A 25,342-nucleotide genomic window follows, 5' to 3' on the forward strand; every position below is an offset into this window, starting at 1 on the left:
ATGACCGACGAGACGTTTATCGAGAACCGGACGTTCGACGAGATCCGGATCGGCGACACGGCAAGCGTGTCCCGCACCCTGTCGGAGAAGGACATCCAACTATTCGCGCTCGTCTCCGGTGATGTGAACCCTGCGCATCTCGATGCCGACTTTGCGCAGACGGATTTCTTTCAGCGGATCATCGCCCATGGCATGTGGGGCGGGGGGCTCATCTCGGCGGTGCTCGGGACCGAGCTGCCCGGACCGGGAACGATCTATCTCGGGCAATCGCTGCGCTTCACGCGCCCGGTGGACATAGGCGACGTCATCACGGCATCCGTCACGGTGACGGAAAAGAAGCCCGAGGGCTGCATCCTCATCCTCGACTGCCGCTGTGTGAACCAGAACGGCGAGACCGTTATCGCCGGGCAGGCCGAGGTCCGCGCGCCAAGCGAAAAAGTGCGCCGCCCGCGCCTGACGCTCCCCGACGTTCGTGTCGCCACGCATGATGGATACCGGCGTTTGATCGAGCAGACGCAGGATGGAGAACCCATCGCCACCGCAGTCGCGCACCCGTGCAGCGCGGCGGCGCTCGCGGCGGCGGTGGATGCCGCGGAAACACGGCTGATCGTACCGATTCTCGTCGGCCCGGAAAAACGGATCCGCGCCGCTGCCGAGGAAGCGGGGAAGGACATTTCCGGCTACCGCCTTGTGCCTGCCGATCACAGCCACGATGCGGCCGCGAAGGCCGTGGCGCTCGTGCGCAGCGGCGAGGCGAAACTGCTGATGAAAGGCTCGCTGCATACCGACGAGCTTATGGGCGCAGTCATATCGGCCGCAACTGGCCTCAGGACCGAGCGGCGCATCAGCCATGCCTATGTGATGGATGTGCCGGGACATCCGACGCCGCTCATCATCACCGATGCGGCGATCAACATAGCGCCGTCTCTCAAGGAAAAAGCCGACATCATTCGCAACGCGATCGACCTCGCCCATGTCATAGGCATCGCGGCGCCCAAGGTCGCCATTCTTTCCGCTGTCGAAACGGTGAACCCCGACCTGCCCTCGACGCTCGATGCGGCAGCCCTGTGCAAGATGGCCGACCGGGGCCAGATCAGCGGCGGCATTCTCGACGGCCCCCTCGCCTTCGACAATGCGATCAGCGAGGCGGCGGCGCGGGAAAAGGGCATCGTCTCGCCAGTCGCCGGAAAGGCGGAAATCCTGGTCGTTCCCAACCTGGAGGCTGGCAATATGCTCGCCAAGCAGCTTACCTTTCTGGGCGGCGCCGACGCCGCAGGCGTGGTCCTTGGCGCGCGGGTGCCCATCATCCTCACCAGCCGCGCGGACAGCGAGCGGACACGCCTAGCATCCTGCGCCATTGCGGCGCTGCTTGCGCGCGCCGCCCCGAAAGCCGCGCCCGGGCTCCCGCAGGCTTCCGTATGAAGGCGATCGTCAGCCTCAATTCGGGTTCGTCGAGCATCAAGTTTGCGTTCTTCACCCTGGACGGCGCGGGCCATCCGGAGCGTTCGGCAGGCGGCAAGATCGAGAAGATCGGGATCGCGCCGTCACTGGTCGCGCGCCGGGTCGACGGCACTGTCCTTGTCGAGCGCACATGGGAACAGGGAGCTGACCTGACGCATGCCGAACTCCTCAAGGATCTGTTCGACTGGGCCATAGAGCATCTCGAAGGCCGGGAAGTGATCGCGATCGGGCACCGCGTCGTGCATGGCGGGATGCGTTTCGCCGCGCCGCGCCGCGTCGACGCCGCCCTCCTCACCGAGCTTGACGCGCTCTGCCCGCTCGCGCCGCTCCATCAGCCGCACAATCTGGCCGCGATCCGCGCCATTGCGGCCCTGGCGCGGGATCTTCCCCAGATCGCCTGCTTCGATACCGCCTTTCACCACGACAAGCCCGAGGTCGCCGCGCGGCTCGCGCTCCCCCGCGCGCTGCATGAGCAGGGAATCCGTCGCTATGGATTTCATGGGCTGTCCTACGAATATATCGCCGGGCAGTTGCGAACCATCGACGGGGAGCTTGCCGGCGGGCGGGTGATCGCGGCGCATCTCGGCAATGGCGCGAGCCTGTGCGCAATGCGGGACGGCAAGAGTGTCGACACCACCATGGGCTTCACGGCGCTCGATGGCCTGATGATGGGCACGCGTTGCGGAACGCTCGACCCCGGAGTCGTGCTCCACCTCCAGACGCAAATGGGCCTGAGCCCGGCCGGGATAGACGATCTGCTTTATCGCAAATCCGGCCTGCTTGGCGTGTCAGGCATATCCAGCGACATGCGGATACTGACGGCTGACCCGAGCAGGCAATCCCAGGAAGCCGTCGAACTTTTCATCTGGCGGGCTGTCCGTGAATTCGGCGCGCTCACCGCATCGCTCGGCGGCGTTGACGGCATCGTCTTCACGGCCGGGATCGGCGAGAACCACGCGGAAATCCGCCGGCGTATTTGCGAGCGGTTCGACTGGCTGGGACTGTCGATCGACGACGATGCGAATGCCGCCAATGCCCTTTGCATCTCGGGCGGGGACAGCCGCGTCAAAGTCCTCGTCATTCCGACCGACGAGGAGCGGATGATTGCCGATCATACGCTTGCCGTTCTGCGGTCGGGATCATGATCCGGGCATTGCCGGTGTTGATCACCGCATCTCGCCACCCTCGCCGTCCGTTCTGCGTGGCCAGTTCTATCGCCCCTCGTCACCACCCTCTGACAACCAGGCGCGTGCGGCATCCTCGCTATCCAATGGGAAATGACGCAACTCGATCCTGAACAGAGGATCGAAAAGCTTCACCAGAGTCGCCAGCCAATCCGGTCCGCCGACGATCGCATAGCGCGACACGCGATGCAGCAGGGAAAGTTTGCGTTCGACAATTTTCGGATCGGCCAGGATTGCCGGTGCAAAGCCGTCATAGCGCTTCATCCGGACCAGTATTTTCAGCGGCGAATCCGGCTGGGAGACCTCGAAAATATGAGTGTACAGGCCGTCGAGTTCATCCGCCGTAATCCGGCCGTCCACCTCGAACGCACAGATGTCGTCGTCGCCAGGAATGCGGCGGACGGCCTGAGCGTATGGCGTATCGACTTCGCCCTTCACCCAGGCGAGCGCGCGGTCACGCTGGGTAACCGGATAGACCTCGTAAGACACGTAAGGCAGCAGCGCGCTTTCGATGCGTGACGCAATGCGGACCCAGGACTGATCCGTGACGATGGCGATCCGGCCGAATTGCCTGAGCCGCGCCAGATAATGAAGGACATGGCGAAGATCGAAAAGCAGCGCATCGGGCGCGATGGATTGAAGATCCAGCACCTCAACGAAGATATGGACCTTGCCGTCGCGCGCGAACGCTTCGTCCAGCAGCCGGAAGGCGAGTTCCATTTCGTCCTTTTCGATCCGTCCGCCTACCGACAGAGCAATGATGTCGTTCTCGCCATTCAGTTGCGTGAGCATGGTTATTTCGTCCAATGTCTGCGCCGAAACCGGATGGAGCGGTATCGGTTGGTTCCCCGTGCAAATCGACGTGAACGCCCGCGGGCGACGATCAATCCCGCCGGATATTACTGGATCGGAGGGCGATAATCGGCGTTCTTGAGAGTCAGCATGTAAGCCGCAAGCGCATCGATCTGTTCCGGCGCGATTTCGAAGTTCATGATCTCAGGAAAATTATGCGAATTCCGGAGCCATGGGTTCAGGGTACGGGCGGTCAGTCCGGGGGTATTGACGATCGCCTCGAACGATGGCGCCTCCGGTTTGGGCGAGATACCGGTATTGATGTCATGACAGGTCGAGCAATGTTTTTGGGCAAACGCCAGCCCCCGCTGCTGAGCCGTCCTTTCGGCTCGATTGCTTTCCTTTGCAGGCCTGGCCTGTCCGGTCGCGATTGCTCCGCTGACAACCGCGACGGCGATCAGGACAGCCGATATTCCCTTCAGACGCATCGCGAGTTCCAGTAGTGGCTGTCATAGGCGGCGTCCGCGACCGCACGTTCATGATCGATACAGCAGGTCACATCGCTTGTCCCGGGTTCGGAGCCATGCCTTGCGCCATGGCGCCGAGCGCTTCGGCCATCTTGCCGGCAATCACGGGTTCTACCGGCGATGCCGTGATCGCGCGGCGCATGGCATCGGCCCACTGGTCTGCCGTTTCCCGGGTGATGGGCAGACGTGCATGCGCGGACATCATGCAAACGCCTGGATGTTCGACGAACCAATCGGATGGGCCGCCCAGCCAGGCGTTGAGGAAGCCGGCAAGAGACACGCGCATGGGTGCGAGATCCTCAGCGTGAAGATCGCGCAATTGTGCGTAGGCTGGGTCAGCTTCCATCAGATCATAGAAGTGATCGGTAATTTGGCGAACGATCTTTGCTCCACCGATAAGATCGAAAGGCGTCTGCGATTGCTCGGCTACGGTCATCTGGTCTTCCTTTGCCTGATAAGGCTATGCGGATATCAATGGCTTCAGGCGTGCTACTGTTCTGACGGTGATTGCGCCTTGATTGCGTGCACGGCTGCCCTGGCACGCGGGGATGTCGCAGATTCTGCCAAATCACGGTGGCCAGCGACCGCGCCCACCGCAAAGCTCCTCCAAGGCCGATCGCAACCGCGCCAGCGTATAGGGCTTTTGAATCACGTCGCGGACCCCACGCCGCATGATCTCCACCACCAGGCGAACGGGTGGTGCGGCAATCTGCAGAATGATCGGATTTTCCCTGATGAAATCGGCATATCGATCAAGTTTAGCGATTAGTTGAGGCGAGGAGAGACCATCAAGAAGAACGACGTAGGGAGATGTAAACGGCGGCCGGCCCAGAAATGTCTCGAGATTTTCAACATTGCCAAGCCAGGTGACCGGACCGCTCGTCAACTGCTTGGCGATGGCAAACTCCTCATCTGGACCAACACCTATCAAATGCATGGGGAACCGGTCAGGCACAGCGTTTTCCATACAGGCGCAGCCGTCATTCATGGGGTGCCCTACACCCGCGGCCGCGCGGGATGAGGCTCACCATATGAGGGAAATCTCCAAGCATCAGACTATCATCTCCAGCCGTCTGTTGGCGCAAAGGCAAGCGCGATCAGGAATGGGCGATTGCCTCACCCGCACCTGTCAATCGAGCAACGGTCTCGCCGAGCACATGTTCGCGAAAGGGCTTCTCGAGGACCTGGTTGAACCCATGCGCCAGGGCCCGCTCGGTGAGATCAGGAGATGGGAAAGCTGTGATGAGCACCGCTGGGCCGGACCAACCACTCTCTCTGAGACGGCAGAGCACGTCGATCCCGTCGGTTTCGTCCAGCCTGTAATCCGCGATAAAGCAGCAGGCATCGCGGGCGGTCGGATCGGCAAGGAGCGCAGCACCGGCCGCATAGGCCCGGACATCGAAGCCTCGGGCTCGAAACAGAAGCTGTAACGATCGGCGAACCCCGGCATCATCCTCCACCAGGAGAAGCCGTGGACGCTCCTGCATCTGGGATGCAATTCTCTCACTTGTCATGACACACCATCAAATCCAGCGACCATGCTGATTGATTGGGAATGTCAGGAAATCGGCGACGGGTCGCTACGTAAGTGTCCGAAGCCTTAGCCGGTTACGCCCGCGGAAAATGCGATGCGAAGAGCCTCCGACAGGCTGCGGACGCCGAGCTTTGTCATCAGATTGGCACGATGAACTTCTACCGTACGCGGCGAAATGCCGAGGTCATAGGCGATGGATTTGTTCGGCAAGCCCTGGGCAAGTCCCTTGAGGACGTCCTGCTCACGTGCGGAGAGACCCGCGATGAGGATGGTCGCATCGGCCGCCCGGCTCGCCCTGCCTTCGGCATCGGCAAGGCGCTCAAAGGCGGTTTCGATGGCCGTGATCAATACCGCCTTCTCGAACGGCTTCTCCAGGAAATCGACCGCCCCGGCCTTCATCGCCTGAACGGCGATTGTAACGTCCCCATGGCCGGTCAGGACAACAACAGGCATGGATATACCACGCGCGTTCAGTTCCTGCTGGACTGCCAGGCCATCCATCTCGGGCATGCGGACATCAAGCAGGATACAACCCTGCTCGGCCTGCTTGAGATTTTTAAGAAATTCCACGCCGGAAACCCACGGCGTCACCGAAAAACCCGATTTCTTCAGCATGAAACCAGTCGAACGGCGGATCGAATCCTCGTCATCGACTATGTGAACAACACGTTTTTCATCCATCCAGCTTCTCCGCCTCCGTCCTTATCAAGGTAAAATGGAACTGGGTACCGCCCCCTTCCGCTGGCTCCATCCAGATGCGGCCGCCATTGGCTTCGACGATGGTTCGGCAAATGGAGAGGCCAAGACCCATGCCTTCCGTTTTGGTGCTCACGAATGCCTTGAAGAGCTGGGCTGCCACCTCGGGCGCCACACCAGGCCCCGTGTCAGCCACCGTCACGCGAACAAATCCTGGCTGATCGGGCGCCGTCCGGATCGTGAGAACGCGGCGGGTGGCCGTACTCATCGCGTCCACCGCGTTGCGGATAAGGTTGACCAGAACCTGCTGGATCTGGATCTTGTCGACCAGCACGCTCGCTGCCTCGTGATCGATATCGATCCGGGTTCCGATCGACTTGTCACCCGCGCCCAGCAACCCGAAAGCGGCAGATTCGTTGATCAGATCAGGCAGGCTCTCGACCGTCTTTTCAACTTCGCCGCGCGCCACGAAATCACGTAGCCGCCTGACGATTTGGCCCGCGCGCATGGCCTCCCCTGCGGCCTCCTGCAACGCCTCGACAATTTCCGGCAGCTCGTCGGGATCCGGCTCGGCCAGCAAATCGCGAACGGCTTCGACATAGTTTGCAACCGCTGTGATCGGCTGGTTGAGTTCGTGGGCCAGGGTGGATGCCATGGTTCCCATCGCGCTGACGCGGGCGACGTGTATAAGCTCGGATTGAAGTTCCTCGAGCCGCTCCTGCGTTCGATGGCGGTCCGTAAGGTCGCGGATGAAGCCCGTGAAGACACGCTGGCCGTCGCCGGTTGCCTCGCCCACTGACAATTCCATCGGAAATGTGGTCCCGTCCTTGCGCATTGCGAAGACCACCCGGCCGATACCGATGATCCGGCGCTCGCCCGTCGTGAGATAGCGTTCGAGATAGCCGTCATGACGTTCGCGATAGGGCGAGGGCATGAGCATGCTCACATTGGCGCCCAGGACTTCGGCCTGCGCGTACCCGAACAGGCGCTCGGCCGCAGCACTGAAGGACAGCATTGTCCCCCGCTCGTCGATAACGATCATCGCATCGGGAACGGTCGACAGGATTGAGCGAAGATGCGCCTCGCTGTTGCGGAGCGAGCTTTCGGCGGCGCGCTGGTCGGTAATGTCGCGGACGACGATCGCAAAGCTGCGAACCGTCCCGTCCGGATTCTTCAACGCCGTGATCGCAACATGGGCGAGAAATTCGCTGCCATCCTTGCGGACGCGCCAGTCGTCCATCTCTATCTTGCCGCGTGCAACCGCTTCGGCCCGGATCAACGCCGGTTTGCCGGCGGCAACGGCGTCATCAGGATAGAAGAGATCGGCCGGTCTCCCGATCATTTCCGCGGCGGTCCAGCCCTTCAGTCGCTGGGCGCCTTCGTTCCAGATCGTGACGTTTCCGTCGGGATCGAGCATGTAGATGGCGTAATCCTGCGCGCCGTCGATCAGGAGGTTAAGCTCTTCGGCGAGGATGACCGCGCTTTCGGCCAGTTCGCGCGTGACCGTGACGGTGCGATGGTGATTGCGCCACAGGAGGAACATCGCGAAGAGAAAGATCGCGACGGCTATCTGCTGGCTCGTTGCGGTGGGCCAGCCGTCGACGATGACAAGCGTTGCAAGGGTTACGAGCGAGAGGCTCGAGATCACGAACAGGTCGGGCCTGAGCGCGACCAGCACCATGCCCGCCACACCCAGGGCCACGAAGTAATGGACGCGTTCATCGACGTGCACAGCGAGCTGTTCGCGGGTCACGAAGGTGATAATCGCGACCGCGAGACCCGCGAGAACCGCCGTGATGATCTGGGAACGGATCGAAGGACTGGCGAGCAGCCTGGCAGCGGCCAATGCCGGCGCAAAGGCGCCCTTCCGTTCCGATGGCCGGTTGGTATCCGGAATTGCTTTGCTCCCTCGCCGTGGTGAAGGGAGCCGCACCGCGCGGACACACTCCCCTTTTGTTCCGTTTTCTATCGATTGAACCCGGATTGAGCCATCGAAAGTTGCGAGGTCAGGCCTCTGGGAATTGCGACGGATTACCTTCATCTCTGCCGCAGCGCGCGACGCTCGCCCTCTGCCGGTCATTGGAACAAATACGGATTCCCATGACGGCGCCTGGAAGATAGACCCCATTTCGTGTTTCGTCGACGAACCGACACGATTGATAGGCAGGGGGAATAAATGGCGCCGCGTTGGTTCATTCGGCACGTTTGGAAAGGGGTGGGTGCAAGTGTGCAGGCTGTTCCGTGTGCCCACACCGTCCACCATTCGATCAATCTGGATCCCGACAAGGCAACTCCATGAACATGCCTGACGCTGAATTGCTGCGTACCCTGACGGCCTCTCTGGCAGTTGGCATCCTGATCGGCATCGAACGCGGTTGGCGCCAGCGGAATGCGATCGATGGAAGCCGGGTGAGCGGGCTCAGAACATTTGGTCTGATTGGCCTCGCCGGCGGACTCGCCGGGCACGTCCCGGATCTTCTGGCCGCCGTCATTACGCTCGCCACGCTGTCGAGCCTGGTCCTCGGTTACCGCGGCGCTCTCGCACGCGAAGGGAGTCTTTCGGTCACCAATACGCTGGTTGGGATCATCACCTTCGCTTTGGGTTACATCGCCGCCAGGGGCCAGGTCAGCGAGGCGCTGGCGGTCGCCGCCGTGACCACGCTGATCCTCACGCTGCGCGGACAGGCCCACGCCATGCTGAAAGGCATGACGGCACAGGAAGTCGATTCGATCGCGCGCTTTGCGCTCGTGGCCCTCGTCATCCTGCCGTTGCTCCCGGATCGCAATCTCGGCCCCTACGATGCCTGGAATCCCCGCCAGATCTGGATGGTGGTGGTCGTGGTCCTCGGACTTTCCTTCGCTGGCTATGTCGCGACCCGCCGACTGGGATCCGAGAAAGGCATCATGATAACCGCGCTATGCGGATCGCTTGTGTCCTCAACGGCCGTGACCGCAACCTATGCGCGGCGATTGCGCGCAAAAGACGGACCGGAAGCTCCTCTTATTGCCGGTATAGCGCTTGCCTCGCTGGTGATGTTTGTGCGCGTCCAGCTGTTGTCGATTGCCCTCATCCCCTACGCAGCCCGGTCGCTGGCTCTGGCCATGGTTCCAGCGTTCATCGTCGGCGGATTGACGACATTGATCGCGCTTCGCAAATATAACGCAAAGACGAGCAGCGCTGAGGTGAAGCTCGGCAACCCGCTCGATTTTGGACCGGCGCTGTTGCTCGCCGGAGTGGTGGCGGTGATGGCCGTGCCGGCACGCTGGGCGCTCGAACAGTTCGGCAACCAGGGCATTGTCGTCGTGCTGGGCCTGACCGGCATGTGGGATGTCGACGCGGCGGTCCTCACTCTCGCGGGAATGCCCAGGGATGTTCTCGACGAAAACACGGCAGGCCTGGTGCTGGCGGTCCCCGTGCTCGCGAACACGGCCTTCAAGGGCCTTCTGGCGCTCGGGATCGCCGGCCCCCGCCAGCAGGGCTGGAAGGCGTCCGGCCCCCTGTTCGCCGCGGTACTGGCCTCCGGCGTGGGGATCGCGGTGCTTCTCGCGCTCAGATAGAATTAGACACTGGCGGGGTATTCCTCCGGTGGCACACCCGGTACGAAATCAGGCTGGCTTGGGATGATTTCAGGGGGATTGGGCATAGGCGTTTCCCGGGGCTCTGGAGGTGCGGGAGTCTCTGGCGGGGCCAATGGCCGAATAATGTCAGGCTTGGGTTCGACGGGCTGAGCATTCATATGGGCCTTGTTCCTTCTTGGCTGTCCACGCTGCAGTCTTCCGCGGCGTTCATGTAGCCGTGCTTGCCTCCCTGCGGGCGCTAGCGATCCCGCCTGACGAGTAAGGCCAACATTGAGGACAAGCGGTATCATGAGCACGGCAACCGTGCCCCGGCCGACTGCGCTACGAAGTCGAAATCTGGCGTGACAGGATCGTGCGAAATGGCGAATTTGACCGAGGCCAGTGTCATGCGCGCCATCCAGAACGGCTGTGCGTTCCGGCGGGCTCATCCCTTTTCCCGTGTCTGCAACGGTGACCCATAACCGACGCCCCACGCGCTTGGCTCGCACAATGATGCGCCCCCCGATTGCAAGAGCAGTGCGCGCATTGTCGACAAGCTCGACGAGTGCAGCATCAAGGACCGACGCATCAAACCTGACCAGAGCCTTCTCCGCTGAGACTTTAATTTCGATCTGCGCCTCATCGCTGCTTCGAGCGTCAAGACGCAATTGCAGCGTCCGGAGATGCTGGTTGAGGTCGAACATGCGAACCATCGGATTGATTTCCCTGGAAGGCAGAACGGTCGTCAAAGTGACTCCGCAGCGCGCCGACTCGGCGATCCCGAATGAAGCGCCGAAGCCGCAGATATTCTCCCGCCCCACAATCTGCGCGCGCCATCGAGCATACGCTCCTTTATCCATATAATTCTGTCACTGCGGGCAGGTTCACGTGAATTGGGAAAGTTACGTAGCGGGTTGCATGAGCAGGGGCGGATATGTGGCACACCATGAGCGGCCTCCGTAGATTCCCGAATAGAGGCGCGTAGGCTGAGGATATTATCTTCGTCACACTCGAGAGCCGATTGATGGAACAACGGTTCGTGTCGTTTCTGCGGCGAACTTGTTTCTGCCGATTGCTGGCCTTCGGGTTCCCGTTCGAAGGAGGTGTGCAATGACTGATCAGGTCCCGGTTTCCGCGTCAAAAGGAACTCCTGTCAGCCGGTCTGGGGATCGTCCAATGGACTGGCTGCGTGGTGAGATCGACCGCTTGTTCGAAGATTTCGGCCGACCCGCATCGAGCATATTCAGCTTTGGCAATCGATCACCGACAGCGCCCGTGCCGGCCGTCGAGATGGTGGATGATGGCAAAGCCTATCGCCTGACCGTCGAACTGCCTGGCCTCAGCGAGGAAGATATCGCAGTTAATATCACCGAAGGCGTACTCGATATCTCGGGCGAAAAGAAGGAAGAAACCGAGCGCAAGGACAAAGGCTATCTGTACAGCGAGCGCCGTTACGGCTCGTTTCACCGCCAGATATCTGGGCTGCCCGCGATGACTGGTCCGGTTGCATAGTTAGTTGAAGATCGCCTCCGATGCCAGCCTGGGCGGGAGGCGGAGCGCAGCGGAGCCGAGCGGCCAGGCTGGCATCTTGATCGTTTCCGGAGCCGGTGGGCGGTACCCAAGGCTGCTATGAGGCCGGACGCGATTGTAGTGCTCCCGCCACCAGCCGGTGACGCAACGGACTTCCTCGAGGCTGTAGAAGATTTCGCCGTTGAGCAGTTCGTCCCGCAGGCGGGCATTGAAGCTCTCGATATAGCCATTCTCCCACGGACTGCCGGGCTCGATATAGAGGGTCGTGACGCCAAGCCGGCCGAGCCATTCGCGCACCGCATGGGCGACGAACTCGGGGCCGTTATCGGACCTGATATACTCGGGCGGGCCATGTTCGATGAACAGATCGGCGAGCACGTCGATGACATCGTTCGAACGGAACCGCCGCAGCGGCACCATTGCCAGGCACTCGCGACTGTATTCGTCGATGATGTTGAGCATCCGGAACTTCCTTCCGTTGTGCGTCTGATCCTCGACGAAGTCATAGGACCACACATGCCCGCGATGAAACGGGCGCAGCCGGATGCACGACCCGTCACCAAGCCAGAGCCGGCGCCGCTTCGGTTGTTTCTTCGGCACCTTTAAACCCTCCCGCCGCCAGATGCGCTCGACCACCGACAGGCTGACCTGCCAGCCAGCATGTCCGAGCAGCGCATGGATACGGCGATAGCCGTAACGGCCATAATCCTTCGCCAGCACGATGATGTCGGCCGTCAGGCGCCGTTCGTCGGCATCATCCTTCGGGGGATGTCGCTGCGTCGAGCGATGCTGGCCGAGTACGCGGCAGGTCCGTCGTTCCGATACCGGCAACGCACGACGGACCTGCTCGATCGCTTCGCGGCGGCGGGAGGGGCTTAAAAAGTCAGCTTCGACGCCTCTTGCAGGATCGCCTTGTCCAACGCGAGGTCCGCGACAAGCCGCTTCAACCGCGCGTTCTCTCGCTCCAAATCCTTCATCCGCCGCGCCTGATCGACCTTCAAGCCGCCATATTCCTTGCGCCACCGATACAGCGTCTGCTCCGATATCCCGATCTGCCGGCAAGCCTCGATCGCTGTCGATCCCCGCCCGACCAGCACATCCGCCTCACGCAGCTTCGCGATGATCTGTTCCGGCGTAAAACGTTGACGTCCCATAACTTTCTCCAATTCTCTCGCCACAATGGGCTCTCTCTAGAATTGGACCAGTTTTTCCAAGGCAGACCATATCCCTGCCGAGCGATGTTGATCAGAACGAGATCACTGCCGGGTTCAAGGATGGCGTCCTGACCGTGACCCTGGCAAAGGACGAGAACGTGCCTGCACGCAGTCGCAAGATCGAAATCGGCAAGGACTAGCCCGGGATGACGGCATCGGCCCCGCTGATCGGCATGACTGGAAAGCAAGCCGATGTCGTCACCTTCCTGGAGTCGCCGGGTGCGCTAAAGCCTGGAGAAACCGCGCGCCGGATAGATACGCACGCCGCGCACATATTTCTGGCCGGCGATCGCGCCTGGAAGCTCAAGCAAGCCGTCCATTACGACTATCTCGACTTTTCGAGCGTGGACAAGCGCCGCGCCGCGCTTGAGGCGGAACTGTCACTCAACCGCAGGACGGCGCCGTCGCTCTATCTTGCGGTCCGCCCGATCTGTCGGGATGGCACTGGCAAGCTCAACATGGAGGGACAGGGAGAAGCCGTCGACTGGCTCCTCGAAATGCGGCGCTTTGCGGATGGTGCCTTGCTCGAGGACGTCGCCGCTCGCGGCGGGTTGGATGATCGGCTGGTCACGAGCCTCGCTGATCAGATCGAAGCATTTCACGGTGATGCGGAGGTGCACCGCTCGCAATCGGGCGCGAAACGTATCGCGGCGGTGATTTCGGGAAATCGGACGAGCATGGCGCGATTTGGCGAGATATTGCCGGCCGCTGCCGCAAGCGGTTTGATTGAACGGCAAATGGAACAGGCGCTTTGCCATGCCGAATTGCTGGATGCGCGCACCCGCCAGGGCCGCGTCAGGCACGGGCATGGTGACCTGCATCTCGCGAATATTGCGGTGATCGACGATGAGCCTGTCTTGTTCGATTGCCTCGAGTTCGATCCGACGCTTGCAACGACCGATGTGCTCTACGATCTCGGCTTCCTGTTGATGGATCTTTGGGCGCGCGGGCTTCAAACGCAGGCGAATCTGCTGCTGAACCGCTATCTGGACATTTCTCCGCAGGATGAGGCGGGCATAGCGCTCCTCCCCTTGTTTCTTTCCATCCGCGCGACCATCCGGGCCCATGCCTTGGCGGCACAAGCGGCGGGGACACCGGACTCGGACCTAGCGTACAAGGCCCGGCATTATCTGGCGCTCGCCAATAAGCTGCTCGTTCCCGTGCCGCCGCGCCTCGTCGCGATCGGCGGGCTTTCCGGAACCGGAAAGTCGACCATTGCCAGGCTGGTGGCTCCATGTCTGGGTCGGGCTCCCGGTGCCCGAATTCTAAGGTCGGATGTCTTGCGCAAGCGGCTGGCGGGCGTTCCGCCGGAAACCCCGCTTCCCAGTGCCTCTTATACCTCGACAGCAAACGCGGCAGTCTATGGCGAGTTGGAACGATTGGCCAGTCACACCCTGCACGCCGGGCAGGCCGCGATAGCGGACGCGGTCTTTGCAAGGCCGGTGGAGCGCGATGCGATCGGTCGGATCGCACGGCGCCAGGGCCTTCCATTCGAGGGTATCTGGCTCGAAGCCGCGCCCGATCTGTTGAAACAACGAATCACGACGCGCGCGAACGATGCCTCGGATGCCGATGCCGTCGTGGCCGAAGCGCAGGCACATTATGATATCGGCAGTGTTGACTGGCACAAGGTAAGAGCGGACGGCGCACGCGAGGTCGTCGCAGGCAAGGTGCGAACAATCCTCCTCGGAGGAGACCGCTGATCGTCCAATCCGGGCCGAGCGGAACCCGTCTATTCCGTTGTCCGGCCGTCGAAATGTTCGTGCGACGCTTCGGCATCGGCCTTCGTGCGATGGATCGTACCGTCGATATGTTCCGGCGGCCCATAGATGGTGTAAAGCTGCAGCAGCTTGTCGCCGGTGTTGACGATATTGTGCTCGGCCCCGGCAGGAACGATGATGCCGTCATCGCCCTTGATGGCCGTGCGAACGCCATCAATGAGAACCTCGCCGCTGCCCTTCTCGACCCGAAAGAACTGGTCACGATCATCGTGTATTTCGAGCCCAATTTCCTCACCGGGCTTCAAAGCCATGAGCACGAGTTGCAGATTTCGGCCCGTGTAGAGAACACGGCGAAAGTCCTCATTATCCTCGGTCAGATTTTCGATGTCGCCGATAAATCCCTGCATTGTGATGTCCTTCCTGATCTGCCCGCGAGATTCGCTTCAGAGAGTGATCCTGCTGACGGATTATGACAAAGTGTGGTGACGCTTGCCCCGGATCGACATGGCTGTCTGTCCGGGATCATACTTAGGACACGCACACTGCGGCCAGGAGAAGCAGGTAGATGGACGTCGCCGTTTTTAGCACCCGCAGCTATGATCGGGAATTTCTCGATCTGGCCAACGCGGCGGCTGGAAATTCGCACGCCTTGCGTTATTTCGACGCCGGCCTCTCGGAGCAGACGATGGCGCTGGCGGCGGGATCGGATGCGATCTGCGCCTTCGTCAACGACCACCTCGATCGAAACGTGCTCGCCGCGCTTCACGGCCAAGGGACGAAACTGATTGCCTTGCGATGCGCCGGTTTCAATCATGTCGATCTCGAAGCGGCTGAGGCGCTGAAGATCGCCGTCGCGCGCGTACCAGCCTATTCCCCCGCAGCAATTGCCGAACACACCGTCGCGCTCATCCTGTCGCTCAACCGCAAGCTGCACCGGGCCTATGTCCGGGTCCGGGAAGGGAACTTCGCGCTGGACGGCCTGCTTGGGTTCAACCTCGGCAACCGAACAGTCGGGATTGTGGGGACCGGCCGCATTGGAACGCTCGTGGCCCATATCCTTCAAGGATTCGGATGCACGCTATTGGCCTTCGACCCAGTCCCGGATGAGACCCTCGAGCAGCGGGGCGTGACCTACGTGCCGTTCCCCGAGCTGATGGAACGATCCGACATCGTAACCATCCATTGCCCGCTCACGCCGCAAACGCATCATCTGATCAATGCGAACTCGCTCAAGCTGATCCGCGAGGGTGCGATGCTGATCAATACGAGCCGGGGAGCCGTCGTGGATACCCGCGCTGTCATCGCCGGATTGAAGTCGGGAAGGATTGGGGCGTTGGGCCTCGATGTCTATGAAGAAGAAGGTGATCTCTTCTTCCGAAACCTGTCGGAAACCATGCTGCAGGATGATGTTTTCGCGCGCCTCCTGACATTCCCGAATGTCCTCATTACAGGCCATCAGGGCTTTTTCACCCGCGAGGCGCTCACAGCCATCGCGGAGACCACGATCCACAACATCTCGAGCTTCGAAGAGAGCGGTCAGACAGCACATCAGATCGGAACGGAACTCCTGGCCTGAGGATCGATAGTCGTAGGATACAGCGCGACCCCCTCCCCGAGCCTTAAGGGCGAACATGGTGCAGCGACTGACATAGTCTCTCCATGCCGGCAACAGGAGAGCGAGGCCCCCCCTCAACTCCAGCCATCCCGCCTGCCCTCATGACTATCGCGCAAGCCTCGGCGATCGAGAGCGGAGCGGCGAATGCTAAGCTCGACCTCATCGCCCTTGCGCGCGATATGGACATCGCGAGGGTCGATATTGTTGCGCCGGGCATAGTCGTCGGCCGCCTTCTCACTGCCGAACTTACCGGCTTCTTCGAATTCCCATCCCATGGGATTTCTCCTTCATTGCGGCCGGCCCCTCGCCGGCGGCTTCAAGCTACAAATCGAGACCCAGGCTTCGCTCCGGCAGCGGCGGCAGCACGTCGCCGCGATCAGGATTCAGATCGGGTGGGCGCTGCGGATCCTTCGCCGCCGGCACTGCCCCATCTGGCAACGGGGGCAGGTCGGTGGGCAGGGGTGGAAGGTCCGTGAGATCGACGCCCTCGATCGGCCCGGGATCGAACTTGTCGTGGGGGGACGTCCCCTTCTTCCCATCGATGTCGAGGCGACCAAGCGTCTCCATCGCAGAGGTCTTGTTGCCTGGATTCATATCGAGCTGGCGCTCGAGCTTCTCCTTGTCGTCGACGATCATGGTGAGCTCGTCGCGCACGCGGGTGACGCCGACGTTGAACAGGCGCTGGTTCGAGAGGTTGCGCTCGTGCGCGGACATGACGGTGATCGCCTTGTCGGTGGTGATCCCCTGCGCCATGTGCATGTTGAGGCTGTAGGCAAGGTCGAGCCTGGAGAGCATGGGATCACCGAGCCCGAGCGTCAGGAGCGACTTGTCTGCGGTCTCGACCTTCACCCCGTCGGCATCGACGCCGACGACGCGAGCGAGCGCCGCGTTATGCAGGCCGCGCTCCTTGTCGTTGGCGGTCCAGCGGATGCGATCGCCTTCGCGGAGCTGCAGATCCTTCTTCTCCGAGAGCTGGAGCCGATCGCGCTGTTCGGTCGGCGACAGCTTCTGCGGGTCGAACCGGAACTTGCGACGGCCCTCGGCGAGTTCGACCTTGCCATTGGCATGGACCTTGAGGACGTCGTAGCGACCGGCCCTGATGCCTACATCCTGCGCACCGCCGCGGCCGACCTCGAGCGTCTGGCCCGGCCGGTAGGTCGAGGCATAGCGCAGCTCCTCGCGCGTGGTGTTGACCCGCTCGTAGACGGTGAGGTGGATGCCCTGTCCCTTGACGCTGCCCTCGGCGACGAGTCCGTCCTGGATCGCCGAGTTGATGATGGCGCGCGCATCGCGGCCCGAGGCGAAGACGGCGGTTGCTTCCCGCCCGGCCGGATCCAGCGCCAGCCACATGGCGGCCGCCGCGGCGGCTGGCTCGGCCGTCTCGACCACATGGTCCCCCAGCACCTTCATCGCCGCGCCGGCCTTGCCGATATTGGCGAGAGCGGCGACCGTCCGCAGCTGGTCGGTGCGCTGGCGGATGTTCTGGTCCATCCGCGCCACGGTGCCACCGCCCGCCTGGATCATCGCGAAGGCCTTGCCGGCATCGATCGAGGAGAGCTGTTGGCGATCGCCGACCAGCACCAGCTTGTCGACGCCCACCGCTGCCGTGATCTGGTGGAGCTTGAGCATGTCGTTCGACGACACCATCGAAGTTTCGTCGACGATCAGCATGGTGCCGGCGAGCTTCTCGCGCGCCGCCTCGTAGCGGGGCGTATCGCGCTCGGAGATGAAACGCTCGTTGGCAAGCACGAACGAGGCGATCGTCTGCGCCTTGATCCCGGCCCCTTCGGCGAGGTCCGCCACCATCTTGTTCTGAAATGCGAGGCCGGTGATCTCGCGCCCCTCGGCTTCCGCAACCCGGGCCACCGCCTGCAGCATGGTCGACTTGCCCGCGCCGGCGACGCCCTGGACCGACACCGTGCGGTCGGCCGAGGAGAGGATCATCGTCGCCGCGGCAAGCTGTCCCGGGTTCAGAGGAAGCGCCGCCGCATCCTGCAGGCGCTGCGGCGCGTCGGCCGCCGCGACGATCGGTTCGGCTTTCCCTTTGCCCTCATCGACCGCGCCAAGAATCCTCTCCTCGGTGCGCAGCGCCTCCTGCGTGGTCACCATGCGGCCCGTCCGGTCCGCTGCCGTCGCGACGCCCGGAATGAGCTGACGGTTCGTCACGAGCCGGTCGATCCGCTTCTCGATCATATCGACGGTGACGCCCTTGAGACCGAGATCGAGCGCGGTCTTGCTGAGCAGAGCGACGGGCCAGGCGGCTTCGCGTTCGGAAAGGATGCGCACGGCGGACGCGACGCCAAGCTGCGCGCGCGCTTCGGCCGGCGACCTGACCGCTCGGGCAAGCGCATTGTCCACCAAGGGGTCCTGGGGGCGAAGGAGCGCACCCAGCGTCTGGCGGGCGCCATCGACGGCATCGACGATCGCGCGGTAGCCGCGTTCGAGTGCATTTTCGGACGGCGTCAGCCCTGCGCGCGCCTCGGCCGCCGCGCGCAATTCCTTTCCGTCGAACCCGAGCGCAGCGGCCCTGTCCACCCAGTCCTGCTTCAGCGCGGCGCGGTCCTCGACATCGAGCTTGGGATCGCGCGACCGCTTGGTGATCTCGCGCAGACCCTCGGGCGACTTGATCCCGAGCTGGGTCGCACGGTCGAGGATCTCTTCGCGCCGCTGGCTATATTCGGCGATCACCGCCTTGGGCACGCCGGCGATCTCGAACGTGCCGTGCTTGCCCTTCATGTCGAGCTGGTAGCCGATCTGTTCGAGGCCCGCGCGCAGGAAGGCATGGTAGATCGAGCCGATGATGCTGTTGTGGCTCCAGATCTTGTCGGCGTGGAGCGCTTGCCATTTGCCGTCGGGCATGCGGGTGAGATTGGCGATGACGGCATGGATGTGGGCCTGTGGATCCAGCGCCCGGCTGGTATCGTGCTGGAACAGCGCATAGACGAGATTGCCGGTCTGGACCGGAACCTTACGTCCCTCGACGTCGCGGCGTCCTTCGGCGAGGTTCTTCTCGACCCAGGCCATGGTCTTCTGGACGGCCGCCATGTTCGCGGCCAGCACACGCTTGTCGCCCGCAACATAGGCCATGACCGACGCGGACTTCGGCATCGAGAAAGTGAGGTCGTAACCGGCGCGCCGGTTCTCGACCTGGGCCACCGCCTCGCCGCTCGGAAGGATGCCGTTGAGCACGCCTTCGAAGGCCTCCTTAGAGACCTCGCCGGACAGCCCGATCGCATCGGCGCCCTCCCCCGCCCAGGCGGTGGCCTCGGACGATCCCTCGACGGTATAATAGTCGTCCTTTGCGAAGTAGTTCGCGGCGCCGGATGCGGAGCGGACGGCGGCGACCGACAGCATGGATCAGATCCCCATGTCGACGCCGTCGTCGCCGCGGCCGGGGTGGAAGGCCTGGCGCAGCTCGACCAGTGTCAGATCCTCGACCTGGGGCGCTCGCGGCGTATCGGACCGCCGCTCGCTTCCCCGGTCCCTCTCGCGCGTCGCGACCGGCTGCTCCTCGCCATTGGCGCGGCCCGCCTGGGCCCTGTCCGCGGCGTGTAGCGTGGGCGCGGTCTGCTCATCGCGATCGTCGGCACGCTGGGCGGCCCGGCTCGCAGCATCGTCCGCTTCCTCGACCTCGGCGGACAGGATGCGCGCGGCCAGATCCTTCGCGAGATTGGTGCTTTCGGACACTTCCTCGATCACCTGCCCGGCGCCGTCCCGTCCGCCCGCTTCCCCTGCTCCGTCCTCCTCGAACGCTTCCTCTCCGCGCTTCGACCGAACCGGCCCGATATCGGGCCGTTGGACGAAGCCCTGGGCGACCTGCGGATAGTCCTTCCACTCGAGCAAGATCCGCGCGGCGGGAAAGCCGTCGGGGAATTTCACGAAGCCGTGCATCGAGGGCAGGTTGGTGATGTCGTCGGCGATGACGAGCGGCTCGACCTGCTTGCGCGGGGTCAGCGTCGAGGCGTCGCGTGTGTTGTTGTAGCCGTAGCTATAGGCCTCATCCATCTGGCGGACCTCGCGGTTGCCAATATAGCGTGCGCATTGCTCGGCCGTGTCGAGATCGGCGGTCGCGAGAATGAGTTTCGAGCGGGCGAGCGAGGCAAGATTTCTCGCGCCCTGCTCGCCATAGACCTCGACGAGTTTCTCGAAGCTGTGGATGCCGAGGATCATTGCACCACCGAACGCGCGCGCGGTCTGAAGACCATTTTCGATCGCCGGCAATTTGTGAAGCGCGCCGAGCTCATCGAACATGAACCAGGTCCGCAAGCTACGTGTGCGCGGCAGCGTCATCAGGCGGTTGATGGCGAGGTCCATCCAGAGCGTCAGCAGCGCCCGGTTCATCGGCAGATCGACATAGCTCGACGTCACGAAGAGGATCGATCCCGGCTTCTTCTCCCCGCAGATCCAGTCGCGGATCGAGAAGGGCTCGCCGTCGTCAGGGAGGAAGCGCAAGGCCTGGGCGTTGGTGTTGAAGACCGCGCGGATCGATTCCGCCATGCGCGCAGCTTCCGGCGCGGTCAGCGGGTCTGCGATGGTATTGGCGAGGAAGCGGTGAACGCGCTTCAGGTCGGCGGTCATCAGGTTCTCGGACAGCGCGAGATTGGTAGTCTGTCCGCGCTCCATCAAGCGGATGCACATCTCGATGAAGAGGGTGCGCGCGGCGAGCGCCCAGAAGGGCTCGGACGAACCACCATCCGACGGTATCAGGGCAGCCGCCGCCGCGGTGAACTCGCTGTGCGTGCGGCAGTCGTTGAAGATCGACCAGGCCGGGCAGCGCGCGTCCATGGGATTGAGGATCGTGTCGCGCGCGGGATCGTAGAAGGCTTCGACATAGGCGCCGGTGAGGTCGAAGATGACGGCGGTGTCCTGGCGCTCGCGCATCTGCGTCACGAGGCTCCTGAGCTCGGTGGTCTTGCCCGAGCCGGTGGTGCCGATGAGCATGACGTGGGACTGCTCGGTCCGATGCGGAAAGGGCACGCCGGCAAGCGTGTAAGGATGATGGATTCCCGCCCCCTTCCGCTTGCCGAAAGGAAGGCGGAGGACCTGGGCAGGGGACATGCCGGGGAAGAGATCGCGCGCCTCCTCCTCGAACTTCTCGAGATTGTGCTGGCTGATCTCGGCCTGAAGGATGTCGCGGGCCACGAGCATCGCCCCGCGTTCGTGCCGTTCCTGAAGGATCGAACGCCCCCGCCGATGCGACAGATCGACGAACCAGATGGCCACCGGAATGGTCACGAAGATCGAGATGAGAAAGGCTCCCAGGAGACCGCGCATCGCGGTGCTCCAAGCCTTGATGACTTCGGGGATATAAGGGACTGCCTGCATCACCGTTCGCATGATGTCGCCGCTCGGCAGCGTGACGTTGACGCGTTTGTTTGGATCGAGGTCGATCCAGTTCCAGAGCGTCGCGTAGACCTTCATGCAGACGAGCTGGAAACCGTGCTCGTCGAGCTTGATCGACATGATGATGAACCAGGCACCGAGGAAGGCGAAGAACCAGAGGATGAAAGGCAGTTTCGCACCCGAGAACCACATGAGCATCTCATGGGTGATGAGCTGGCTGCCGCGGGTGAAATTGCCTGAGTTGCGCTGCACTTTGCCACGCGCGCTGTGATGGGTCAGCGGGATGGCTCTGCCATCGGTGCGGATGTCGTCCTTACGCGCCATGGTAGAGCTCCAGGCGCTTGTCGGTTTCCGCGATGATACGGTCGCGATATTCGGGAAATTGTTCGCGGATGATGATGTCGAGCGCGAGGTGCTGGAACTCGCCGATCCGTGCGATACGGCGCTGACTGGAGGTCAGCAGCTGGCCGGATGACAGGAAGTTGTCGACGGCCGCGCGGAGCAGGTCGGTCAGCGTGCAACCACGTTCGGTAGCAAGCTCGACGAGGCGATCATATTTGCTCCGGTCGAGGCGGACCGTGCAATGCTTGTTGGGGGTCGTCAAACCAGGCCTCCTAGCAGGGAGGCTGGTGGGGTCTCAGAAACCGATCCGTCTTATAGCGCAGCCGCGCCAGGAGGGCAAGGAAGTCGCGAGCGACGGGCGCGCTGTGTTCTGACGTAACACGCTGAAATGGCGGATTTTAGCGGTGCTTTCCGCCTCTCGGATGCTGTCCCACAGCAGCACACAGACCTGGGTGCCACTAACCTATTGGGATCGCTGTCAAAGTCCATGCACCCTGGTGCGTTCGGTGTGCTGCTCTGTACCAGGGCAGATCTCCACCCTCGGGTCGTCATGTGACACAGATGGTCTGGGATGAAAAATGCCTTCGGTGGGGCGCCTCGCCGTCCTTTGGACGGAACGGCGTGCAAGGCGTGATTACGCGAAGCGAGACTGCCAGTCTGCGCGTCTTAGCGTTGTGAACGACGCTGATGGAATTTGTTTGCACGAGGAAAAATGCACCGAAAAACATCGGCGACGTTCCGCTTTCGAGGCCGGTCGCGAGAGGCTATAGTGTCGCGGTTCATAGCCCGATCAGCGTGAACCAAGAGGCCCTTCATGGCACGTACATTGGAACAGGAAAGAGCCGCGATCGAAAAGGATGTCCGCAAGCTCGAAGAGCGGCGGCAAAGACTGGAAGAGAAGGAACGCGAGGCGGCCATTCAGGCCATCGAGAAGACCGGTCTTCTCAAGCTCGAGACAAAACGGTTGGGGAACCTGCTCGGCCGAATTCGGAGCCTCGGGATAGACGAAGTGGAAAAGCGCCTGACCGCGTGAACAGCCCCCGCCGCGAGCATGCTCGCGGCACGGACATGGAGGGCTCGATGCCCTCCATGTCCGTTCTGACCCCACAGCAAAAAAGGGGAGAGGCGTTGCCGCCCCTCCCCGTCTGTCTCAGAATTCGTCAAGCCGTCCGCCCGGCACGCTGTGGACGATCCGGTCTATGATCATCATCGGCAGCGCGCCGTAATCGCCCTCGTCAATGGTGATGTAGCCGGCCTCCTCGTCCGCCACGACATGCTGGTCGAAGTAGCTGTGAAGCGCGCGGCGTTCGGCATTCGCGATGGCGGCGAAGAAGGCGGCGTTGTCGGCGGCGGCGCTGGTCGAGATGATCTGCATGATAGGCTCCTGTCGGTCTTGAATGACAGGAGCGGCGCGTCGGGCGGCCGAGGCCGGGTCAAGGATCGCGAAGCGACCGCGTGAGCGGCGGTGGGGGTCACGATTTTCTTCGGCGGCCGCCGACGCCGAAGGACAAGCGCCGCGCTCGATCCGCCGAAGAAAATGGTGGGGCCCCGCCGTCCTTGAGGCGGGCTCGGGCGTCCGACATAATGGGAAGTCTGTGAGAGATGTTTCCTCTCGTCGGGAGACCCCGGCAAGGCGTAGCTGCGTGCGGACCGACGGGTCCGCGCGGCACGCGAGCGAGCCGGGACGCGAAGCCTGCGGCAGAAAGAAAAGGGACCGAGCGCGAGGCCCGGTCCCCAATGCCGTCAGGGATGCCGGCCGCAATGGCAATAGTGCTCATCGATACCGCTGATCGAGCATAGGCCTGGACCGAAGCCGGCCGCCATGACCTCGGGATCGTCGATATAGCCAAGCTCGGTGGCGATCACGATTGCCTGTGTCCGGAGCGCCGGATCGAGCTTGTCGACGGTCGGCTCCAGCGCTTCCGTGAACCAGCGCTCATACATCTCATAGCTGCCGCCGGCGGTCTGGCGCATCATCGCTTTCGAGACTCGATCCGCCTCCTCCCGAAACTGCGCCAGACTATCTGATTGGGTGGCTGCGGACAGCGGGTCATCTTGCGGAATGTCCGGCTGTGGTGGGCGGTGTTCGGCCGCGACCAGGTATGCCCTGCAGCAGTTCGAACAGCGGGCGCATTCATCGACCTCGTCATATTGCTCAGGATCGTAGAGCGTCGCGCAGTACGGGCAGATCGGAGCGTTGAACAGCGCCCGGAGATTGTCGGAAAGATTGTCCATAAGAGCCTCCATCAGGATGATGCCGTGCTCCCCATCTCTCATCGATGAGGATGGGCTCAGCGGGACGCGGTGTTGAGGCGGTCAGGGACGGCATGGTCGCCGCGTAGCGGGCAGCGGGGGAACCGATTTTGTTGCCGGGTAGCGGAGCGGAGCGGCGGCAAAATTGGGGGGGCCGCTGATCCTTGACGGCCGAGGAACACCCAGCGTCATGCTTTGGCGATGAAGCCCCGTCTGATGCCGAGATGTGAGAGTGCGCATGCTTGCCTCTTGCCCGGCAAGTCGAACGGGTAACGTCGCAGTAAATCCACCGGCGCTACGCCTGCGAACAGGGTGCCGCTTGGTTGGTCCTCGGCGCTGTGCTAGGCGCTTCGGTGTGCTGCGAAAACGGCAGCGCCGGGGCTTAAGAACCCTGTCGAGAACGGCACTCGGTGTGATTTCACGCCGGGGTGCCTGCGCATATGTCCAGGAGCCTCGGCTCTAAAAGCGTAGGCGCATGTCTCGACGTGTTCTTAAGCCCCGGCTCCCGCGCCTTCGCGCGGGAGCGTTGGGCGGGAATGGCTCTCTCGTTTCCGCCGCGGCGGAGGCAAGGGGAAGTCGGATGATCAAGCCGGAAGATTTGGAGGCATCGGATCGACATTTCGTGGAGCAGGTCATGCTATCGATCCGAATGCTGCGCGGCGAAATTGGGCAAGGCGATGGTGGCGATGCGAGGATGCAGCGCGCTTATGCGCTGGTCTTGATGCGCGAGGCTCTGGGCGTGCTCGATTCGATCCGGGACACCGATTGCACCCCGCATTTGCAAATGGCGATCGACCGGTTGCTGGGCGCCCCTCGCAATGATCTGTCGCGGGAAATTCATTAAGATCAGGCCCAGGCGAGGCGGGCATCGTCCGTTCCATCGGCGCTTTCTGCCAGGCGCTTCAGCCGGGGCAGATACTGTTCGACGCCAAACCGCATCGCGCGCCGTGATGTAGCCGGGTCGGCAATGCGCTCCCTGAGCCGTGAAAGGGCGATTTCTCCTACGCTCTCGGGGTCCATGCCCAAGGCTTCGAGAAGCGCATAGGCGTTGCCATAGGCAAGATCGAGTTCAAGCCCGCTATCGGATGTAAGCGCGACCCTCATGGTTATTTCGACCGCGCTGGAGTTGTGGTGGACGCAGACCCGGCGGCCACGAAACTGCGCTTCCTCGACCACGCTAATCACCGCCGGATCATGGTCGAAGATGGCCGTCACGGCCGCCAGCGCGAGCGGGCAGACCCAGACCTCGAAACTGTCGCCGATGATGTCGTCGGGTTCGATGAGCGCGATGCCGATCCGGTCGCCTTCAGCACGAAGAACGCGGCGCAGCGAGGCGAGTTGGCGGGCAGTGATGACGGCAAGCGGTGCGAGGGTATCGTCGGCAGGAACGGCGATGCGAAAGAGGATGGACATGACTTTGTCTCCTTGGGCAAACCACCTCTCTTTCATCCCCCTTCCCTTTGGAGCCCCAGGGTTCGGTGGCATGGACGGGCATGTGCTTGTCGGCGCCGCGCGGGGGTTCGATGCCCCCGTGCGGCGCGTGGAGCCAAGAGAAGGGAAGAGAGGCCCCGG

26 protein-coding genes are annotated in these 25,342 nt (G+C 62.5%); 9 read left to right on the forward strand and 17 right to left on the reverse strand.

Translation table 11 applies throughout. The features are described from left to right. Positions 1-1,422: a bifunctional enoyl-CoA hydratase/phosphate acetyltransferase gene (locus tag NP825_RS21845; protein WP_257551842.1), complete on the forward strand. Its 1,422-nt coding sequence runs from the start codon at positions 1-3 to the stop codon at positions 1,420-1,422. Continuing rightward, positions 1,419-2,606: an acetate/propionate family kinase gene (locus tag NP825_RS21850; protein ID WP_257551781.1), complete on the forward strand. Its 1,188-nt coding sequence runs from the start codon at positions 1,419-1,421 to the stop codon at positions 2,604-2,606. Before NP825_RS21845 ends, NP825_RS21850 begins: the two co-directional genes overlap by 4 nt. 66 nt (positions 2,607-2,672) lie before the next feature. Here NP825_RS21850 and NP825_RS21855 read toward each other — a convergent pair whose 3' ends face one another. The 7 genes from NP825_RS21855 to NP825_RS21885 all read right to left on the reverse strand — a co-directional run bounded on the left by NP825_RS21855 (position 2,673) and on the right by NP825_RS21885 (position 8,040). Beyond that, positions 2,673-3,437 (reverse strand): STAS/SEC14 domain-containing protein, encoded by a 765-nt coding sequence (locus tag NP825_RS21855; RefSeq protein WP_015460610.1) that lies wholly within the window; start codon positions 3,435-3,437, stop codon positions 2,673-2,675. Between the two features lie 107 nt (positions 3,438-3,544). Then, positions 3,545-3,925, reverse strand: coding sequence for a c-type cytochrome (locus NP825_RS21860; protein WP_084673717.1), 381 nt, complete (start codon positions 3,923-3,925; stop codon positions 3,545-3,547). Between the two features lie 67 nt (positions 3,926-3,992). Then, positions 3,993-4,400, reverse strand: a complete 408-nt coding sequence (locus tag NP825_RS21865) for a group II truncated hemoglobin (protein WP_015460609.1) — start codon at positions 4,398-4,400, stop codon at positions 3,993-3,995. Positions 4,401-4,532: 132 nt separating this feature from the next. After that, positions 4,533-4,952, reverse strand: a complete 420-nt coding sequence (locus NP825_RS21870; protein WP_257551782.1) for a hypothetical protein — start codon at positions 4,950-4,952, stop codon at positions 4,533-4,535. Positions 4,953-5,061: 109 nt separating this feature from the next. Further along, the gene (locus tag NP825_RS21875) at positions 5,062-5,478 is read right to left on the reverse strand and encodes a response regulator (protein ID WP_144062202.1); all 417 of its coding nucleotides are present in this window, start codon (positions 5,476-5,478) and stop codon (positions 5,062-5,064) included. Positions 5,479-5,564: 86 nt separating this feature from the next. Further along, on the reverse strand, positions 5,565-6,179 hold the full coding sequence (locus tag NP825_RS21880; protein WP_257551783.1) for a response regulator transcription factor: 615 nt from the start codon (positions 6,177-6,179) through the stop codon (positions 5,565-5,567). Beyond that, on the reverse strand, positions 6,172-8,040 hold the full coding sequence (locus tag NP825_RS21885) for a PAS domain S-box protein (RefSeq protein ID WP_257551784.1): 1,869 nt from the start codon (positions 8,038-8,040) through the stop codon (positions 6,172-6,174). Before NP825_RS21885 ends, NP825_RS21880 begins: the two co-directional genes overlap by 8 nt. 449 nt (positions 8,041-8,489) lie before the next feature. Here NP825_RS21885 and NP825_RS21890 point away from each other — a divergent pair, with 449 nt between their 5' ends. Then, positions 8,490-9,752 (forward strand): MgtC/SapB family protein, encoded by a 1,263-nt coding sequence (locus NP825_RS21890; protein WP_144062201.1) that lies wholly within the window; start codon positions 8,490-8,492, stop codon positions 9,750-9,752. Between the two features lie 2 nt (positions 9,753-9,754). On the opposite strand, the gene NP825_RS23690 is transcribed toward NP825_RS21890, so the two are convergent. Further along, positions 9,755-10,612 (reverse strand): sensor histidine kinase, encoded by an 858-nt coding sequence (locus NP825_RS23690; protein WP_374046582.1) that lies wholly within the window; start codon positions 10,610-10,612, stop codon positions 9,755-9,757. A gap of 250 nt (positions 10,613-10,862) precedes the next feature. Here NP825_RS23690 and NP825_RS21895 point away from each other — a divergent pair, with 250 nt between their 5' ends. Next, complete coding sequence (locus NP825_RS21895; RefSeq protein WP_257551785.1) at positions 10,863-11,264, forward strand: Hsp20/alpha crystallin family protein; 402 nt, start codon at positions 10,863-10,865, stop codon at positions 11,262-11,264. Here NP825_RS21895 and NP825_RS21900 read toward each other — a convergent pair. Further along, positions 11,265-12,436, reverse strand: a protein-coding gene (locus tag NP825_RS21900; protein WP_144062197.1) for an IS3 family transposase whose coding sequence is annotated in 2 segments (ribosomal slippage) — positions 11,265-12,169 and positions 12,169-12,436 — 1,173 coding nt in all. Because the reading frame shifts where the segments join, the coding sequence is not laid out codon by codon here. It abuts the gene before it with no gap. A gap of 101 nt (positions 12,437-12,537) precedes the next feature. On the opposite strand from NP825_RS21900, the gene NP825_RS21905 reads away from it, so the two are divergent. Beyond that, on the forward strand, positions 12,538-12,636 hold the full coding sequence (locus NP825_RS21905; RefSeq protein WP_374046584.1) for a hypothetical protein: 99 nt from the start codon (positions 12,538-12,540) through the stop codon (positions 12,634-12,636). A 6-nt stretch (positions 12,637-12,642) separates the two neighbouring features. Next, on the forward strand, positions 12,643-14,199 hold the full coding sequence (locus NP825_RS21910; RefSeq protein WP_257551786.1) for a bifunctional aminoglycoside phosphotransferase/ATP-binding protein: 1,557 nt from the start codon (positions 12,643-12,645) through the stop codon (positions 14,197-14,199). A 29-nt stretch (positions 14,200-14,228) separates the two neighbouring features. Here the strand turns inward: NP825_RS21910 and NP825_RS21915 are convergent, their stop codons facing one another. Then, positions 14,229-14,624 carry a cupin domain-containing protein gene (locus tag NP825_RS21915; protein WP_089221406.1) on the reverse strand — a complete coding sequence of 132 codons (396 nt, stop codon included), beginning with the start codon at positions 14,622-14,624 and terminating at the stop codon, positions 14,229-14,231. A gap of 158 nt (positions 14,625-14,782) precedes the next feature. Here NP825_RS21915 and NP825_RS21920 point away from each other — a divergent pair, with 158 nt between their 5' ends. Then, positions 14,783-15,793, forward strand: a complete 1,011-nt coding sequence (locus NP825_RS21920; protein ID WP_089221407.1) for a 2-hydroxyacid dehydrogenase — start codon at positions 14,783-14,785, stop codon at positions 15,791-15,793. Positions 15,794-15,906: 113 nt separating this feature from the next. Here NP825_RS21920 and NP825_RS21925 read toward each other — a convergent pair whose 3' ends face one another. Genes NP825_RS21925 through NP825_RS21940 form a run of 4 tightly spaced genes read right to left on the reverse strand, consistent with a single transcriptional unit; the run spans position 15,907 to position 21,779 of the window. Beyond that, positions 15,907-16,107, reverse strand: coding sequence for a hypothetical protein (locus tag NP825_RS21925; RefSeq protein WP_089221408.1), 201 nt, complete (start codon positions 16,105-16,107; stop codon positions 15,907-15,909). A 46-nt stretch (positions 16,108-16,153) separates the two neighbouring features. Beyond that, positions 16,154-19,186, reverse strand: coding sequence for a MobF family relaxase (mobF, locus tag NP825_RS21930; protein ID WP_257551787.1), 3,033 nt, complete (start codon positions 19,184-19,186; stop codon positions 16,154-16,156). A gap of 3 nt (positions 19,187-19,189) precedes the next feature. Beyond that, positions 19,190-21,499: a type IV secretion system DNA-binding domain-containing protein gene (locus NP825_RS21935; RefSeq protein ID WP_257551788.1), complete on the reverse strand. Its 2,310-nt coding sequence runs from the start codon at positions 21,497-21,499 to the stop codon at positions 19,190-19,192. Beyond that, complete coding sequence (locus NP825_RS21940; RefSeq protein WP_257551789.1) at positions 21,489-21,779, reverse strand: hypothetical protein; 291 nt, start codon at positions 21,777-21,779, stop codon at positions 21,489-21,491. Before NP825_RS21940 ends, NP825_RS21935 begins: the two co-directional genes overlap by 11 nt. Positions 21,780-22,331: 552 nt before the next feature. Between NP825_RS21940 and NP825_RS21945 the strand changes: the two genes are divergently transcribed. After that, on the forward strand, positions 22,332-22,550 hold the full coding sequence (locus NP825_RS21945) for a hypothetical protein (RefSeq protein WP_020818471.1): 219 nt from the start codon (positions 22,332-22,334) through the stop codon (positions 22,548-22,550). 117 nt (positions 22,551-22,667) lie between these two features. On the opposite strand, the gene NP825_RS21950 is transcribed toward NP825_RS21945, so the two are convergent. Together NP825_RS21950 and NP825_RS21955 are read right to left on the reverse strand one after the other, a co-directional pair. Continuing rightward, positions 22,668-22,892: a hypothetical protein gene (locus NP825_RS21950; RefSeq protein WP_015460600.1), complete on the reverse strand. Its 225-nt coding sequence runs from the start codon at positions 22,890-22,892 to the stop codon at positions 22,668-22,670. A gap of 368 nt (positions 22,893-23,260) precedes the next feature. Beyond that, a complete protein-coding gene (locus NP825_RS21955; protein WP_236626951.1) occupies positions 23,261-23,752 on the reverse strand; it encodes a hypothetical protein in 492 nt (163 codons plus the stop codon). A 598-nt stretch (positions 23,753-24,350) separates the two neighbouring features. On the opposite strand from NP825_RS21955, the gene NP825_RS21960 reads away from it, so the two are divergent. Beyond that, complete coding sequence (locus NP825_RS21960; RefSeq protein WP_257551790.1) at positions 24,351-24,614, forward strand: hypothetical protein; 264 nt, start codon at positions 24,351-24,353, stop codon at positions 24,612-24,614. Positions 24,615-24,616: 2 nt separating this feature from the next. On the opposite strand, the gene NP825_RS21965 is transcribed toward NP825_RS21960, so the two are convergent. Then, on the reverse strand, positions 24,617-25,183 hold the full coding sequence (locus tag NP825_RS21965) for a hypothetical protein (RefSeq protein ID WP_257551791.1): 567 nt from the start codon (positions 25,181-25,183) through the stop codon (positions 24,617-24,619). Positions 25,184-25,342 lie beyond the last annotated feature (159 nt).

This window comes from Sphingopyxis sp. DBS4 (genome assembly GCF_024628865.1).
GTDB lineage: Bacteria > Pseudomonadota > Alphaproteobacteria > Sphingomonadales > Sphingomonadaceae > Sphingopyxis.